This window comes from Rhodopirellula sp. UH5, assembly GCF_056839225.1.
This window is the reverse complement of the sequence record NZ_CM166390.1, coordinates 7,388,853-7,405,132: the sequence shown is the minus strand read 5'-3', so window position 1 is coordinate 7,405,132 and position 16,280 is coordinate 7,388,853. Positions and strand designations below refer to the sequence as shown.

The 16,280-nt window shown below is 56.6% G+C and carries 15 protein-coding genes; 8 read left to right on the top strand and 7 right to left on the bottom strand.

Features of this window, described 5'->3' with window-relative positions; genetic code table 11:
* Window positions 1–11: 11 nt before the first annotated feature.
* The 4 genes from UH5x_RS26600 to UH5x_RS26585 form a co-directional block, all read right to left on the bottom strand.
* A complete protein-coding gene (locus UH5x_RS26600; protein WP_482634234.1) occupies window positions 12–323 on the bottom strand; it encodes a putative quinol monooxygenase in 312 nt (103 codons plus the stop codon).
* 109 nt (window positions 324–432) lie between these two features.
* Entirely contained in the window at window positions 433–2,166 is a 1,734-nt protein-coding gene (gene polX / locus UH5x_RS26595) for a DNA polymerase/3'-5' exonuclease PolX (protein WP_482634233.1), read from the bottom strand.
* 45 nt (window positions 2,167–2,211) lie between these two features.
* A complete protein-coding gene (locus UH5x_RS26590) occupies window positions 2,212–3,006 on the bottom strand; it encodes an ATP-binding protein (RefSeq protein WP_047817478.1) in 795 nt (264 codons plus the stop codon).
* Window positions 2,996–3,679, bottom strand: a complete 684-nt coding sequence (locus tag UH5x_RS26585; protein ID WP_047817479.1) for an MOSC domain-containing protein — start codon at window positions 3,677–3,679, stop codon at window positions 2,996–2,998. Before UH5x_RS26585 ends, UH5x_RS26590 begins: the two co-directional genes overlap by 11 nt.
* Window positions 3,680–3,818: 139 nt before the next feature.
* On the opposite strand from UH5x_RS26585, the gene UH5x_RS26580 reads away from it, so the two are divergent.
* The gene (locus tag UH5x_RS26580) at window positions 3,819–5,552 is read left to right on the top strand and encodes an IlvD/Edd family dehydratase (protein ID WP_047817480.1); all 1,734 of its coding nucleotides are present in this window, start codon (window positions 3,819–3,821) and stop codon (window positions 5,550–5,552) included.
* A 133-nt stretch (window positions 5,553–5,685) separates the two neighbouring features.
* Here the strand turns inward: UH5x_RS26580 and UH5x_RS26575 are convergent, their stop codons facing one another.
* The 3 genes from UH5x_RS26575 to UH5x_RS26565 all read right to left on the bottom strand — a co-directional run bounded on the left by UH5x_RS26575 (window position 5,686) and on the right by UH5x_RS26565 (window position 10,858).
* On the bottom strand, window positions 5,686–7,692 hold the full coding sequence (locus tag UH5x_RS26575) for a vWA domain-containing protein (RefSeq protein WP_482634232.1): 2,007 nt from the start codon (window positions 7,690–7,692) through the stop codon (window positions 5,686–5,688).
* Window positions 7,692–9,248, bottom strand: a complete 1,557-nt coding sequence (locus UH5x_RS26570; protein WP_482634231.1) for an arylsulfatase — start codon at window positions 9,246–9,248, stop codon at window positions 7,692–7,694. The genes UH5x_RS26575 and UH5x_RS26570 overlap by 1 nt, the downstream gene beginning before the upstream one ends.
* Before the next feature lie 191 nt (window positions 9,249–9,439).
* On the bottom strand, window positions 9,440–10,858 hold the full coding sequence (locus UH5x_RS26565) for an arylsulfatase B (protein ID WP_482634230.1): 1,419 nt from the start codon (window positions 10,856–10,858) through the stop codon (window positions 9,440–9,442).
* Between the two features lie 283 nt (window positions 10,859–11,141).
* Here UH5x_RS26565 and UH5x_RS26560 point away from each other — a divergent pair, with 283 nt between their 5' ends.
* The 7 genes from UH5x_RS26560 to UH5x_RS26530 all read left to right on the top strand — a co-directional run bounded on the left by UH5x_RS26560 (window position 11,142) and on the right by UH5x_RS26530 (window position 16,222).
* Window positions 11,142–11,378 (top strand): hypothetical protein, encoded by a 237-nt coding sequence (locus UH5x_RS26560; protein WP_482634229.1) that lies wholly within the window; start codon window positions 11,142–11,144, stop codon window positions 11,376–11,378.
* A 598-nt stretch (window positions 11,379–11,976) separates the two neighbouring features.
* Window positions 11,977–12,642, top strand: coding sequence for a hypothetical protein (locus UH5x_RS26555; protein ID WP_482634228.1), 666 nt, complete (start codon window positions 11,977–11,979; stop codon window positions 12,640–12,642).
* A 137-nt stretch (window positions 12,643–12,779) separates the two neighbouring features.
* Entirely contained in the window at window positions 12,780–13,361 is a 582-nt protein-coding gene (locus UH5x_RS26550; protein ID WP_482634227.1) for a DUF3592 domain-containing protein, read from the top strand.
* A 60-nt stretch (window positions 13,362–13,421) separates the two neighbouring features.
* The gene (locus UH5x_RS26545) at window positions 13,422–14,159 is read left to right on the top strand and encodes a hypothetical protein (protein ID WP_482634226.1); all 738 of its coding nucleotides are present in this window, start codon (window positions 13,422–13,424) and stop codon (window positions 14,157–14,159) included.
* Window positions 14,160–14,864: 705 nt separating this feature from the next.
* A complete protein-coding gene (locus tag UH5x_RS26540; protein WP_482634225.1) occupies window positions 14,865–15,200 on the top strand; it encodes a hypothetical protein in 336 nt (111 codons plus the stop codon).
* Between the two features lie 152 nt (window positions 15,201–15,352).
* Window positions 15,353–15,748 carry a DUF4288 domain-containing protein gene (locus tag UH5x_RS26535; RefSeq protein ID WP_482634224.1) on the top strand — a complete coding sequence of 132 codons (396 nt, stop codon included), beginning with the start codon at window positions 15,353–15,355 and terminating at the stop codon, window positions 15,746–15,748.
* A gap of 114 nt (window positions 15,749–15,862) precedes the next feature.
* On the top strand, window positions 15,863–16,222 hold the full coding sequence (locus tag UH5x_RS26530) for a hypothetical protein (protein ID WP_482634223.1): 360 nt from the start codon (window positions 15,863–15,865) through the stop codon (window positions 16,220–16,222).
* The last annotated feature ends 58 nt before the right edge of the window (window positions 16,223–16,280 follow it).

Below are 16,280 nucleotides of genomic sequence, written 5' to 3'. Positions count from 1 at the left end.
TGAAAGAACTCTCACACACTCGCTTGGCCGCTGGCAGGTAGATGGGTCAGCTCGTGAACCTGAATGCCCTCCAACGATCCTTCGGTCGCCGTCCCAAACTCTTTGAGCGGCTGCCCGGCAGTGTGCTGCTGCCACAACTCTCGCGTTTCCCAGTTTTCATAGAACATGAAATGGGCGGGATTCTCATTGTCTTGGTGCAAATCGTAATTCACGCACCCTTCTTCCTTCAACGTCGGTGCAATCAGCTTCAACAACTCGCTTTTGACAAAATCGACTCGATCTTCTTTGGCGGTGATGTGGGCAACGATGGTCAGGTGTGCCATGAGAATTCAATCAACAGTTCAAAAGGAAGGAAGGGGGAAATCAATTCGGACAATTGCCAACGAAAGCAATCTCGACCAGCTGGAAATTCGCTGCCTCAACGAATGAGGTTTATCGGTCGACTTCCGCCAATTTTTTCGCGAACGCTTCGTACGGCAATGTGTTGGCGACATCCGCCGCGGTCAGTCCACCCCGGCGAGCTTGCCGGATTCCATACCGCATCACCCACAACCCGTCCGTGACGTGTGCGTCGGTGTTGATCACGATCGGAATGCCACGCTTTTTCGCGGCCGCCAAGTGAACGTCGTTCAAATCCAAGCGAGCGGGGTTGGCGTTCAGCTCCAGAAACTTGTGGTTCTCTTTCGCGGCTTGCATCACCGCGTCCATGTCCACGTCGTAGGCCTCTCGGCGATTCAAGATCCGCCCCGTCGGATGAGCGATGCAGTCCACATGCGGGTTCTCAATCGCTCCCAGAATCCGATCCGTGATTTGGTCTCGCGGTTGCTTTTGACCGTAGTGCACACTGGCCAAGATCCAATCACCTTGTTCCAACACCTCGTCGGGCAAGTCCATTCCACCGGCTTCGAGGATGTCGCACTCGATGCCTTTCAAGATCACCAGCCGGCCATCGTACTGCGGTCGAATCTCGTCGATGATTTCCCACTGTTTCAACAATCGCTCGGAATCCAATCCGCCCGCCATCGTCACTCGTTTGCTGTGATCCGTGATCGCGATGTACTTCAAGCCACGCTCGATCGCCGCGTCGGCCATTTCTGCGATCGTGTTTTGACCATCCGTCGCGGAGGTGTGCATGTGCAAATCGCCGAGCACATCTTCGGTGTCGATCAGATCCGGCAACTCTCCGGCTTTCGCCCACTCGAATTCGTGGCGATCCTCTCGCAACTCCGGCGCAATCCATGGCAAGTCAATGGCTTGGTACACCTCTTCTTCGGTCGCTCCCGCCACGCGAGTTTCGTCGTCCAAACGGAACACGCCGTACTCGTTGATCTTGTACCCATGCTCTTTCGCAATGCGGCGGACGTGAATGTTATGGGCTTGGCTGCCAGTGAAGTACTGCAGCGCGGCACCAAATTGGTCGGCCTCGACCAATCGCATGTCCACTTGGAACGCTTTGCCCACACGGATCGACATCTTGGTATCGCCCCTGCCAATGAGGGACATCACGCCAGGGAATGTTGCCAAGTGATCCATCGCGGCCTCTCGGTCGGATGCAACTGCCAACAAATCCAAATCGCCGACCGTGTCACGGCCACGTCGATAACTCCCCGCCCATTCCATTTGTTTGATCGCGTCGCACGCCTGCATGTGTTTGCTGATCTCGCGAGCCAGATCATCCGCTTTGGACCAGTAAATCCGTTCCGAAGCGGCTTTCGCGATCGCCAGCCCATCCAAAATCGCAGCTTCCGTTTTCTTGGCAAAGCCTTTCAAGCTGGCGACACGTCCTTCGCGACAGGCTGCGGCCAAATCGTCCAACGACTCAATGCCCAACTCCTCGCGAAGCTTGCTGGCTTTTTTCGCCCCCAACCCTGGAATGCGAGACATCTGAATGACCACCTCGGGGACCGCTTCTCGCAACTCTTCCAATTGAGGCAGCGAGCCGGTCTCCAGCAACACCTTGATCTTTTCCGCAATCGTTTTGCCGATCCCAGACAACTTCGAGAGATCTTGATCGGGATCCGAAGCCAGATTGGCGATCGGTTCGTCAAGGTCCCGAATCGCGCGAGCACCGTTCTGATAGGCACGGATGCGAAACGGATTTTCACCTCGAAATTCAAGCAGCTCAGCGAGCTCTTCGAAAACGGCGGCGACGGCGGAGTTGTCCATGGAAAGGATTCGAACAGAGGCTTCTCGGGCAATCAACAGAAGCCGTCATTCAACGCCGGAGTCGCCTGCATTGCAATGGTGCGGCCAGCTCATGGTCACCTTGGTTCCCGATTCTCCGTCGGATTCCATTTGGAACGATCCGCCCAGCTCTTTGATCACCAACGTCGAAACCGCCAGCCCCAAACCGGCTCCGTCACGTCGTTCTTTGCCGGTCCCCAAACACTCGAACGGCTCACAAATTTTTTCTGCGTACTTGGTGTCGACTCCGATGCCGTTGTCTTCGATGGACACCGAGATCAGTTCACCAGTCTGCTGGATCGAGACGAGCACCTGCAGCGGACGAGACTCCTTTTGAAACCCCAACGCATTGCGAAGCAACTGTTCCAACGGAACCAGCAACAGCGTTTCGTCCACCGACGTTTGGGCGTCGCCCTGCACGGTCAACGAGTCAACCCGGCCGCCGATCGAGCTCCAACTTTCAGAAATCACCTCCGCGACAGAGTAGGGTTCTGCTTGAAATCTCGCACTGGGATTCTTCGCCGTTGCATGCAGCCGCTCGATCATCTTCATGTGCAACGACACCATCAGCGTCAATTGTTGCATTCTCACCGCGGCGGTTCGGACGGTTGCCAACGAACGCCGTGCGTCATCAAGGTCCAACGGCTCCGTCAACGCTTCGTCCACGAACTCCGAAAAAATCGACACGTGACGCGTCGGCGCACTCAAGTCATGCATCAAACGACGGATGTAGGTGGTGTCGACAACAGGTCCATCACGAACCGTGGGGGACTCACCAGGCGAATCGATGGCCGCGTTATCGACGGAGGGATCATTGGACATTCGTGGCACTCCGACCCATGAGGTTTTCTTTCCAAGCCTCTGACAAACTTTCGCAAGCCGCCAAACGCAGATCCGCCGCAGCATCACGAGGCTTTGCAAACAAAACGTCATTGGCCGTTTCGATTGTGAATTCAGGATGAGGACGTTCGATCAACCGCAATTCCTGCCCCGCCTGGACAACCCCAGGTTGCAGCACCCTCAGATACCATCCCGTCCGCCGTGTTTGTTGCACTCGCACTGCTAACTTAGGCAGCCCCCACCGCTGCGACAACTTCCAGCACGGCTCGCGCGGCTGCGAAACCTGCAACCGGAGCCCTTGGGCATCGTCTGACTGACACTCAAAAACATCACCAATGCAAACTTCCGATTCCAGCATTCCAGAGAAGGTCAAATTCTCTCCAAATGCACCTGAGTCCCACTGGACCTCGGGAAATTCGGTTTTCCAAAACGCAAAGTGGGATTCGCAGTACCCCAAAACAGCTTTGTCAATTCCGCCGTGGTGTTTCTTGTCGGCCTGCTCATCCCCTTCCAAACCCAATTTCGAGACAGGCACCGGAGCGTGCACGACACTTTTTTCAATCGCGGAGATCCAGGGTCGATCTGGATCGCCATCTTTGAGATAAGTACGGCACCTTCCCACTTGGACGGCGACAATTCGCAGCGAATCGGTCATGGCAAGCAATCCTCGTCCACACGGCGACATTCAATGTCGGTAATCTGTCCGGCAACCCACCTTGGACGTGACGCGTTCGCCCAGTTTCAATGGGTCCATCCTACCGTTTGATCCCTTCCCCATCGATCCACCTTCTCCCATGAATGCCAATCCCGACCGTGACCCAACCCAATTGCGTTCCCACCGTTGGTTCGGCCGAGACGACTTACGCTCCTTTGGGCACCGTTCCAGGCTGAAAGGGATGGGATTCGACGACATTGATTACCGCGACCGGCCGGTCGTGGCGATTCTGAATACTTGGAGCGAACTGAACACTTGCCACTCACATTTTCGTGATCGAGCCGATGAAGTCCGACGCGGAATCCTGCAATCGGGTGGTTTCCCCGTCGAGGTGCCCGTCATGTCGCTCGGCGAAATGATGATGAAGCCCACCACGATGCTGTATCGCAATCTGTTGGCGATGGAAGTCGAGGAGGTCCTGCGTTGTCACCCGATTGATGCCGCGGTGCTGATGGGGGGATGCGACAAAACCGTTCCCGCCATGTTGATGGGCGCCATCAGCGCCGACATCCCCAGCCTCTTCCTGCCCGCCGGTGCGATGTTGCGAGCCCGTTGGAAAGACCAAACACTGGGCAGCGGCAGCGACGCCTGGAAATACTGGGACCAACGTCTCGCCGGCAATCTTTGTGACCGAGATTGGAACCAAGTCGAAAACTGCATCGCCGCGTCCGCCGGCACCTGCATGACGATGGGAACCGCCAGCACGATGGCCTGCGTCGCCGAAGCCATGGGATGGACGTTGCCATCCGCCGCCACGATTCCCGCCGTCATGGCCGATCACTCCCGACTCGCCGTCGCGACCGGACGCCGCGCTGTCGACATGGCCTGGGAACAACTCAAACCCAGCCAGTTCTTTAACTCACAAAGCATCGACAACGGTCTGACCACGTCGCTGGCCATCGGTGGCAGCACCAACGCGATTGTGCACTTGATTGCGATCGCCGGCCGACTGGGCGAAACACTGACGCTGGATCGCTTCGATGAACTCTCGCGAAAAACTCCCGTGCTCGGTGACCTGCGTCCCGGCGGGCGTTTTCTGATGCAGGACTTCTTCGAAGCCGGCGGACTGCCCGCCCTGTTGCAACGCCTTCGCGATCTGTTGAACCTAGATTGTCCAACCGTCTCGGGCAAAACGCTCGGCGAGCAAATCGAAGATGCGGAAGTCCACGACGACGAAGTCATTCGAACTCGCGAAAACCCGGTCTCACCGGCCGGAGGAGTCTGCTTGCTGCGTGGCAACTTGGCCCCCTCGGGATGTGTGATCAAATCCATCGCCGCCAGCGAAAAGCTGCTGCATCATCGCGGCCGTGCAGTGGTCTTCAACGACTACCCCGAGATGAAAAAATCCATCCACGACCCCGAGTTGGACGTCGATGAAAACAGCGTCCTGATCCTGCGTTCCGCAGGCCCCCTCGGTGCTCCCGGATTCCCGGAATGGGGCATGTTGCCGATCCCGCAAAAACTCCTGCAAGCCGGTGTCACCGACATGGTTCGCATGAGCGATGCTCGGATGAGCGGCACCAGCTACGGAACCTGCGTGTTGCACATCGCACCGGAAAGTGCCGCTGGCGGACCGCTGGCGTTGGTCGAAACCGGCGATGAGATCGAGATCAACGTTCCCGAACGTACGATCCACTGGCACATCGACGACGAAGAACTCGCTCGGCGCCGAGCCAACCAACCGGGCGCCGCACCGGAGCCCGCTCGCGGCTACATGAAGCTGTACGCGAAACATGTGACGCAAGCCGACCAAGGGTGCGACTTCGACTTCCTCGCCGGTCGCTCACCCGGCGAAGAACCCGCCATCCACTGATGGAGCGCGACGAAGCAGGTACGCAGGTTTCATCGGGTATGTGAGCCGTTGGCGTTCGCCACGGTTTTCACGCACAACCGGGGCGAACGCTGGGCTGTCAAAAGGTTGGTATTGATCATTCCTGCCGACCTGCTTACAGCGACGGGACTGAAATCCCAGCGCCACCGCCAGAACGACTCATCGGCATTCGCGGCACTCCGATCCGGGGCGTTGGCCTGGGGAACGATCTCGCTTGGATCTCAATTCCAAACGGCTTTTCCAGTTCCCAGTTGGCAAGCTCCGCCCAGGGTGTTCCTCGATGCTCGCTGACGCACTCGCTCAGAACCTGGGTCGCGTGCTCGGCAAGGGCCGCACCCGGCGAAGTGTTCATCCGCGAGGACGGCATGAAAGTCACCATGTTGGTGTCGGACTGAATCGCGTTCTTCGCTCGATCACAGGCCGCGATGTATTCATGGTACCGAGCCATCGAAGCCAGCGACCTTCCGTGAGCCAGGCTGAATGCAGCTCGCCAACGTGCAGATTCTTCCCCCTCCAGCAAAGCTCGCCAATCGTTTGTCTGTGAATCCTCCAGCAATTGATCCAGCGCTTCCAACGCCGCTTCACTGCGAGCACGCTCGCGTTTGATCGCCACACTGAACCGAGACCGAAACTCGGCGGGGGTGACGTACATCGCTGTGAACTGAGTCGGATCGATCGGCGATCGCTTTCCCATGAACAACATCCGAGGCGCAGCGAGCTGCTCCTTTTCTTGCATCGTCCAATCGGCTGCCTGCACCACGAACGATCGCAACAGACTGCCCTGGACCGACAATCGCACGTCCGTGACCGAGCGATAACTCGGCATGTACTGTCGTAGTTTCCCAACGTCGTACTGATCCGACACACCGTCGTCGTACAGCGTGAATGTCCCGCCGGTTTGCAACGCCAACCGAGTCAGCGCATACGGTCCAAAACCTGACAACACCCGTTCGCGATAGGCACTGCCATACCACGGCATCGCCGACACCGGTTGCATCTTCACGTTCTTCAGCGGCACATCCGCCTCATGCCAGTACGGCAAGAAGATCCGCTGCGGCACCGCCGATTCCGGCCCTCGGTCCACGGTCAGGAAATACTCGGCTCCTCCACCGGCAGCGGGTGCGGTCCAACGTTGCAATCCCTTCTGCATGCCCATCACCGCGGTGGGCCCCAACACGTGCACCACTGCTTCGGACTTGCGACAATTCGCGATCGTGTACTCGAGTTTCTGCACGTCGTCGCCGGATTCATCCGTCAACAACACCACCATCAAACGCTCCTTGCGTCGCTGCTTGGATCGGTAGTGTTCCAGGACACCGTCCACCGCCGCCATGGTGTTCTCAACGCCGCTGGTATCAACCGGCACTCGCGTCATCGCATCGATCGCATTGACGCCGACCAACGAAGGCCGGGAGACCTCTTGGATTCCTTTGCCGAATGCGACCACGCTGCTGAACAAGCGATGTTTCTCGATCCCGTCCGAGGTGGCCGGCCGACTCAGTGCTCCAATCTCGTCATAAAATTCGCGAATTCGGCGAGCCATCCGGTCGCGGTTCAGCTGCAAACTGATGGACGCATCGAGCAACCACACCACCAACGTGTCGCCCTGTTTCAACTCGCCCCGAATCGCGTTTTCGACCGCCTGAGTCGCGGACTCAATCCCGTCGGCGGCGCCGATTTGTTCCGCGGTGGATTCACTTCGCTCCGTCGACTCAGATCCGCCGACCTCGGCCATCATCTTCCGGATCGACGCCAAGCGTGTCTCGGGCGTCGGCAAAAGCTTCTCCAATGCCGAAGCCTCCACCCCTTCCGCCGACGGCATCAACTCCGGCAGATCCAACTCCGCGAGCTCCGAAGTCAACGACGTTTCAACAGGCTCGTCTTCCAAATCCGAATCGCCCAGTTCGGGCATTTCAATCGCAGCGATTGGCATCAATGAGAAACTTGACTCCTGGTCGCCCAGGTCGGCAAAGCTGGCGGTGATCAATTGACCTTCGCGATCCATCCAGTCGGGAAAGACCCACAGCCCCATCACCAACAACGCGGCGGTGTGAAAGATCATCGAGATCAACCACGGATGATCTTTCAGGTGCTCTCGGATCTCTGCCAACGTGTTTCGCATCAGTCGAGCGCTCTGAGAGGGAATTGTTCGCTGGGAACATGCTGTTCCTTCGCGATTGCTTCGATCTGGGCCATCACATCCGGATGCGACGCACTCACGTCGGTGGACTCTGCCAAATCCTTTGACAAGTCATACAGAGCAAACGCCGGCGGTTCGGTTTGGCCTTTCTTCAATCGCTTGGAAAGGTCTTTGCGGATCGCTTTCCAATTGCCCATCCGAATCGCCTGTTGGCCACTGTAACCGGGAAATTCCCAGTACAGAAATTCGTGAGCTTGCTGTGCGGCGTCGTCTCCATGAAGCAATGGCAAAAACGAGATGCCGTCCGTCGTGCTCGGATCCACTTCCACCCCAGCCGCTTCCGTCAGCGTTGGCAAGAAATCCCACCAAGCACCGATCCAATCAGAAGTCCGCCCCGCCGGCACCACACCGGTCTGACGAGCGATCATGGGCACGCGAATCCCGCCTTCATCGAGTTGCCCCTTCAAACCCTTCATGCCCGACGCCGAATCAAAGTAGTCGCTGTCCGATCCACCCAAGCGATCGTAGGTCGGGCCGTTGTCCGACGTGAACAGAATCAGTGTGTTCTCGCCCAATCCCAGTGAATCGATCAGGTCCACGATCTGGCCCACGCCTTCATCCATGCGTGTCACCATCGCGGCGTACCCCGCACGTGGACGCGGGTGCTTCAGATAACCGTGGTGCTCATACTCGGCTTCTTCGATCACGCCGTCATACGCATCGACTTCTTCGTCAGGAACCTGAATCGAAAGGTGAGGCACCGCGAAGGGCAGGTACGCGAAGAACGGCTGGGTCTTGTCTTCCGCCACGCTTTGGCGAATGAAATCACACGCTTCGTTGACGAATTGATCCTGTGAATACGTCTCGCCATTCAATGTGCGATCGTTGCCCGGCTGAATCTCCTTGACTCGGTTCCGCCACAGGAATTTTGGATAGTGGTTGTGAGCGTGACGCTGGCAGTTGAAACCGTAAAACAGATCGAACCCTTGCTCGTTCGGGTCGCCTGTGGTTCCAAAGTGACCCAGCCCCCATTTGCCAAACGCGCCCGTTCGATAACCAACCGACTTCAAGTGCTCCGCAATCGTGACCTCATCAACCGGCAACGGGTACTGACCGGGAAATTCCAGTTTGAGCTCTTCGCGAACGACCGGATCAATTTTAGGATCTCCGTTGTTGCGGACATGCGCATGACCGGGATGCTTGCCCGTCATCAAACAACAACGACTCGGCGCGCAAACCGCATTGCCGGAATAGAAGTTCGTCAGCTTGATCCCTTCCGCCGCCAATTGGTCCAAGCGAGGCGTGCGAATTTTGGTTTGCCCATAGCTCCCTAACTCGCTGTATCCCAGGTCATCCGCCACGATCAACACAATGTTGGGACGCGGCGTGGATGAATCATCCCCTGCCCCAGACTCCGCGGCTTCAGCCCCCGCCGAAAACAGACTGGCCAATCCCACCACGCAACCAACGATCACGGTTGATTTCAGCTTGGACCAGGGGAACAGACTTTGCGACGACATCGGGACGGCTTGATTCATGATGCTTTTCAAATGGTGAAACGTTCGTTGGGCGAGGCGGCTTCGCAATCCACTCAGTGTCGCCCCTGCCAATTCACCCGTCAAATCTCCCCGGTCGATTCCCACCGCAAAGCATCGCAAAGGGGCATTTCGAATCCTTTGCGGCTTCATGTCCAAACCGAGCACTCCAGATCGACTAACCGTTCCATTCTTCAGCGAATCGACGGTGACTCCTCAGGCAGTTTCCAGTCCCGGGGCGGCCAACGTTCTGGCACCGGCAGCTGGGACTCAAACGCAGGTCCCACCAGTGATGCAAATCGCTTTGAAGATTCCTCCAAACCACGGACCACATCCCGGTCTGGATCCTCAACCGACTGGGTTTCATTCGGATCCCGCTGCAAATCGAACAACTCGCCGTCCTTCCACTTCCATCGGTCCGAAACGACGGTGCTCGCATCCAACAAAATCATTCGCTCCTGCCGGGGTGCCTTCCCGGTCAACCAAGGCAACAGGTTCACGCCATCGAGCTGTCCGGGGGGCGAACCGCCCGCGGCCGCCACCATGGTCGGCAACAGGTCCACGTAGCTGGCAACCGAATCAAACTTCGCAGCCGCAGGCAAAACAGCAGGCCAACGCATCACGGCCACCACACGAACGCCGCCTTCCCACGTCGTGAACTTGTTCCCGCGAAGTGGTTCATTGCTCCCACCATGCTTGGGATCGGCGCCATTGTCACTGTGAAAGACGACCAAGGTATTTTCTCGCATCCCATTCCGATCGATCGCATCCAAGATCCGTCCAATCTGGCGATCCATTGCGGTCGTCATCGCCGCAAACGTTTGTCGAATGGAATTGCCTTTGCCGCGTTCGCCATAGTTCAACGCATTCTCCCGCTTCGCGATTTTGCGGTCGGTATTGGGAGCCAACTTTCCATCCGGATCGAAACCGTAGGCGTCAAGATCCGACCGCTTCGCCTGCAGCGGTGAATGCGGTGCGTTGAACGCCACGTAGGCATACACCGGCCCTCCGTTCGCGTTCCGATCGATGAAATCCACCACCGCGTCACCAATCAAATCCGTCGAGTAACCTTCCTCTTGGACGCTGTCGTGATCGCGATGCCAATCCAACTCGCCAAAACGTTCGCGACGGAAGTAGTCAATCGCTCCGTTGTAGTGGCCGTAAAACTCCGTCATCCCATGGCGAAGCGGATGAAACAAAGTCGACGCCAGCCCCAAGTGCCACTTGCCAAACATCGCTCGATGCTCGTAGCCAAGCTTCGAAAGACGCTCTGGAATTGTCTCCAGCTCCGGCGGCAAGCCATGTCGCTTTGTCGGTGAGACCACACCACCCCACATTCCAAATCGAAACGGATACAAACCAGTCAGCACGCCTGCGCGAGTCGGCGAGCAAATGGGAGTCACATAAAACCGGTTGAGAATCACCGATTCACGGGCCAGCCGATCGATGTTGGGCGTACGGATGTCGCTGCCGTGAAAGCCGACGTCATTCCACCCCAAATCATCCGCGACGATGTGAATGATGTGCGGTGATTGGATTTCGTCATTGGGCTCGGCGGACACATCCGCCCCTGCCAACAGAACGCCGAGACTGACTGCGAGTGGACATTTCATTCGCACAACGCACGCGCTTTGGCGGAAGAGATTTCGAAGTCGATTCCCCATGCCCATCCCCTCTCCCATCTTCCCAAAAAACATTTTGCTGTCCCGCCGCCAATCCTTCTCCACACCAAGATAGCAACGTCGCACCCCAAGCGGTTTCGCTCACTCAACGGACCACCCCGGTGAACCGGCGTGCCGCGTCAGGTTTCGTTGTCACCGTCAACACCGCCCAGGCTAACCAATTGACAGAGCAACCAATTGACTGGGGTGCCATTGCCAAGTGATGCCTCGGCAAGTGACAACGCCACCTCGTGCCGACGAAGCGGGCGGACTGCACCACGTCTTGAATCGCGCTCATCGACGAGCGGAGATCTTTCACAAGGACGCTGCTCACTACCACACCCGTGGCATGGGCCATGTCTATCAGCAACGCGACAAAAGCTTTCCGATCCAGGATGACGAACACTTCTTTGTTGTCTGCCGGCATCCCGCCGAAGCCACTTCGGAAACCATGTTTGGTCACTTTCACTGACATCATCCGCCGATGCCACGACCATCTCGAAGCCTGCAGGTGTCATCAGAAGGACACCCTGGAATGGCAACATTGCCGCAGCAACGCGCAGCCGTTAAAATTTCCAACACGCGAGTGAGTTGAGTGATATTGGTAAAACACCCCAACTCACTTGCCCCGTATCACGCGATTTCCCGAATACGACCCTACTGAGTAGGGTTGAATCTATTGTTCATGCATGCTGGTGGCTGAGCACCGACGGGTACTTGATTCGTCGTCGCGTGTGTTGAGTAACATTGAACTGCGTGGTGGCGTACAAGACCGCCCCGGGCCTAGACCAACACTGACCATGACATCCGACGCCCGACCCAGCGCTGAACAAGACATCCAACGCCTGATCCAGTACTGCTGAAGACAATCCGCCGCCTGACGCCAAGTGGAAGTTGCCCCCAACACCCGTGCCATCACAGACTCTGTTAAATTGTTTGGTTGAACCGATGTTCGACGGCCTTGAGCCAAAAGGCATGAACCACGCGATGATGCGGAGTCGCGGCGCCGTCCATCCTGAGTTCACGTCCAATCTCGCGACCCGCATATCGCCGCCGTTCGCCCAATTCAAATGATGACACGACCCAACGACGGTGGCGGCACAACATTGGTCCTCGCTGACGGCGACGATTTAGCTTCCGTGCCGGACTCGCATCGCGACATCATCACCGATTCCGTTCGGGTTGCTTTCCGCGATCCCGCGGCATACTTTTCTGAAATCGCGTCACGGACAACGATACCCAGCCTGCGAAACTATCTGGCCAACTTTGTCGCCGACGGTCGCTGGACTCTGCTTCTCGCTGACACGTACATGATGGACCGCGAGACGACTGCTGCATTCCAATGGTTTCACCCGACCCAATACGCTTGCATGCTTGGCGCGCCGACTGGGGATTGTGACGACAACCGATTCACTTCGTTTTATGATTGCCTGTCCATAGCGCATTGGGATTCGATCGGTTTTGCTGGCGGCATTTTTCCCTGTCGCAACCGAATCTCCGTCGACGACTACGGGACACCGTCAACAAATCCAACATTTCCGGCTGACACAACGACTGTATTTGGCAACTCGTCCTGTGGCGACATGATGGTTTGCAACTCGTCCGGCGATTCCGGGTACTTATCGCACGAGAATGGAGCGTCGTACGTTGTTGGTTCATTCTCTGAGATGCTAGACTGGATTTTTGGCGAGCTGCTTCAGAAACGAACGCCAGAGTTTGATTATTCCCGTTGCTAACAAGGCTGGGCGAACCATGCGATGGACCGAAGTCGCGGGTGAGTCGTTTTGAAATGGAAACGACATTGCCGCGACTCGGTCATCGCGGACGTTCGCCCACGAGTCATCTGACACCGTCCTTTGCTTGAATCTGCATTATGCTCCGGAAGCTACGAAACCTTCTTGGCCTCAATCCACCACTGCCAAACGTGGAAAGCGTCCTCGAAAGCGTGCAATCTGGAAAGCTCTCAGTCGATGAAGCTGCCGCACAGATTCGCAACGATGCAACGCGTCCCTACCTTCCACCGTGGTCGTTGCGGTTTCTTCGGTATGCCGGCGGAGTTTTTGCATTGGTCGGAATTGTTCTGGGGATTTACAGCGTCTCCGTTGGGCTCGGGAAGAGCACGACCGGCGGTACGGTGGTAGAGATGGTTGGAGCTGAAATGACTTCCCCAATTGTCGAGTACCAAGTCGAAGGTACTGTGCATAGAATACAGGGCTCCGTTTCGTCATCACCACCGGCACATTCGGTGGGCGATCTTGTTGATGTCATTTACGACGCAAGCGATCCATCAACATCGAAGATTGACACGTTTCGCGAACGGTGGCTTTTTCCGATTGTTTTTGTGTTCGCTGGTCTGAATGCGATTTTTCTAAGTGTTGTGCTACCCTGGATTTTCAAAGCAATTTTTGGGGCGAACCATTCCGATGCACGGGAGCGGCGAAGTCGCGTTTTTTAACAATTGAGAATCTTTCGTCGCCGCCCCGTGATCGGCGACGTTCTGGCAGATAGAGGCTCTATGGCTTGGACACCTCAACCGGACGACAGTCCTTCCGACGTACTCGACTCTGCGGTCGATGATTCGCAAGCAGGACGCTACGAAGACGCGCTGCAAAAGTTCGTGTGGTTCCACGAAGCGTCACGATCGGAGCGCGGAATGGGTGGCGTGCGATTGTCCTTCGCCTTGGGCTACTGGTTGGATCTTGCATCTCAGTATCCGCCCGCATTGGATGCTTTCACTAACCTTCGTAATGACCTAGAACGGCGATGTCGCAACAATCACGGCGACTTTGAATCGTTTCACGATGTCTCTGCATTCAACGGATATCTCGGTCACAACCAACGAACGATCGACCTGTTCATGGAGATCGCGAATGACTATCCAGACAATGCGAAACGTCTTTATCACGTTGCTGAGCGAATATTGGTTGCAGACGGCATGTACCAACAATGCGCCCCGTTTCTCGAATGGGAGCAAAGAATCGAAACGTCGATTGCTGCGTACGAGATCAGCTTGGAACACGAGGAATCATGGGAGGATATAGAATCGGCTCCACCCAAATTTGCTCGACCGCATTTTGAGACTGAATCTGCTACACTCGTTGCATTGTTGTCGCTTAATGGTCGACTGAGCGAGGCGGAGCGAGTGCGTGATCGTTCCCTCAAGGTTATTGATGATGCGGCTTTTCGTAACACACTCGATCTCGCATTGACTGGCCACTTACCCGACAATGACGATGGCAGAACAAAGCCGTGAACCGGAGCACTCAATCACGCGGCAACTGAAATCAAAGCCTTCCGTTCGTGCCCGGTTACGGCAGGCGTTCCCCGACTGAAGTGCTCGCTGATGGAAAATCCATACCATCCCTCAGTTGAAGCCTCCTCGATGGCTCAGTCGTTCCGTCGCAACTGCTGTCCAGTTTGCGGCCAGAAGCTTCGCCGAATACCTATCATCCGCCCTGGATGCGAGTGCTCCAATTGCTGTACTCGGCTGACGCTCGGGATGCCTGGCACAATTACTTTGATTTGGACCGTTGCTTTGCTTTCTGTTGCTATTGTCGCGGGTCGTTGGGTCATTTCTGATCCTACTCGATTGGTCGACAACGCACTTGTTGCTGCGTTTCTTGTTGTTTCTTCACCACTCGTATCCGGGCTCGCTGCGCTTCTTGCGTTTGGACGAATATTCGCTTCAAATGGAACGAGAGCTCTAACAACCCTCGAAGTCGAAGCCCGGCGAGACAAGCTTGCTCGGTTACAAGGCGGGGAACCATGCGATGCAACGGAGCCGGGCTTGCAAGGTTTCACAAATGGAAAATCAAATCTCCCGGCCCGCTGATCGCCGCCGTTATCCGATGTCGGTGACCCGGTGAAAGATATGACGGCATACGAACAGGCGTGGAACGCGGCACACCACAACGACTTTGCCTGGGGCTACTCCGCTACCCTATGGTTCGGTTGCATCATGCTTGCCCTACTATCGCTCAGTCGATCGCGCCTGAAGCGTTTCCTAGAGGTTCCCGTTGGCCTGGCGTTCACTGCTGTGGCGACGACGTGGTCGGGTTCGCAGATCCAAGAGAAGTGGCGGTTGCGGCGGGAGTGGGCGGAGGCGAACATGACGCCGGACGACCCTCGCTATGCGGACGCTTGGGCACTCGATGGTGCGAACCTCGCGTTAGGACCGGTGGTCGACGGACTGTTCGCTCTAGTGATCCTTGCGATGGTTCCGGTCGTCGTACGGCAAGGCCTTCGTGCCCGTGATCGCGGTAGATCATCCGATGCCGCTAAAACCATTGGATGAAGCGGATAACCATGGCATTCACACGGAGCGGGGCTTGCGGCCGAATCTGAAATGGACAACTTTAATCTCCCCGCCCGGTGATGCCGGACGTTCCCCGACTGACTTCAGGTCACTGATACGTCTTTACACATCAGACCAGAGCACTTAATGCCGTGGATCGCTACTCAGCTAAACTCCTGTTTCAGTTTCGCGTCGACGTCGACGGCGACCCTGGAAAGCGTCGCATTTGCGAAGAACGGATCGTCGTGATCGAAGCAAAATCCCCACAAGCCGCTCTCAAGAAATTGAAACGACGTGCCGCTAAGGCGGAGCACTCCTACCTCAATGACGAGGGGCACACGGTCCACTTTGAATTTGTTGGCATCATGGACCTGCTGCTGCTTGGCATTGAATGCGAGGATGACGAAGTTTGGTACGATGTGCGGGAACGATTGTTGCCAATGGAACGCCGGGGCAAACTAATCCCGCCCGAATCCGAATTGAATGCCATGCGCAACGCGGGGAACAAGGGCGGGGAACCATCGGATGCACGTGAGTCGCCGAGTTAGGTGTAATTGAGTGGTCAGTCGTTCGCGGCGACCACGTGATCCGTAACGTTACCCGACTGAAATCTCCGCACCCAACATTACTCATCGATGGCGACTCGTGGTTACTCCCTCCTGATGACTCCGCTTGACGTGCACGCGTCGTGCGACGAACTGGTTCGCATCTATGAACACGTCCGACGCAACATTGACGTTATCGCACCATTCCTGCCCGTAACCGCCGAGATCGACATCATTGCGAGTGGGACTCCACACAACACTGGGGATATACCGCTACTGGGTCTATATCTGCCGGATGATGCAAGCAGCAACGGTGCCGTCGACAACACACTTCAGGACGCGATTGATGAGTGGTTCATCGCACAAGATCCCGATACACTTGACCAATCGCTGGCAGACATTGACTTCCCGACTTGGGCTCACTTGGTTTCCGTCGGTACATATCCCGACCGAAGCACAACGCAAAATGGCGGGTAACCATCGCGATCGGGATAGGGGCCCGGTTGCCCGGGCCCCCTCCCACACCACCTAGCAT